At 50.1% G+C, this 559-nt stretch carries 1 pseudogene; it reads right to left on the bottom strand.

The window, feature by feature from the left end:
• Positions 1–559, bottom strand: a pseudogene (ddlB, locus tag ACS8YF_RS20045) (D-alanine--D-alanine ligase); the annotation flags it as partial.

Below are 559 nucleotides of genomic sequence, written 5' to 3' on the forward strand. Positions count from 1 at the left end.
CAGCACTAATGCCTGCAAATTGGCCTCTTGTGACGCTTCCAGACCTGCGGGGCAGAAATACTGTGTCTCATCAGAGAGATACTTCGCCTCATAATCATAGAAGGTTCCGGACGGTTGAATACGTATTGACGGTAAAATTTCTTCATCGAGTATCGCAACCGTGAACTCCGGCCCACTTAGCCATTTTTCAATCAATACTTCTTCATCGTGCTGAAATGCCAATCTTAATGCATCTTGTAGAGCATTTTCTGCTACTACTTTTGACATTCCCACACTGGAACCTTCGCGGCTCGGCTTAACGATAACCGGCAAACCCAGAGCAGAAATTTCTGCTAACTGCTTATCGCTCAGGCCTTTTTCAAACTCTGCGCGGGTTAACGCTACCCACGGCGCGACCGGTAAACCGGCACCTTGCCACAGCAGTTTGCTGCGTAGTTTATCCATTGAAAGCGCAGATGCCATCACTCCGCTGCCGGTATAAGGCAAGCCCATCAGCTCGAGCATGCCCTGCAGCGTACCATCTTCACCGCCGCGACCGTGTAGCGCGATAAACACTTTC

The organism is Salinisphaera sp. SWV1, from assembly GCF_052044155.1.
Taxonomy (GTDB): Bacteria; Pseudomonadota; Gammaproteobacteria; order Nevskiales; family Salinisphaeraceae; genus Salinisphaera.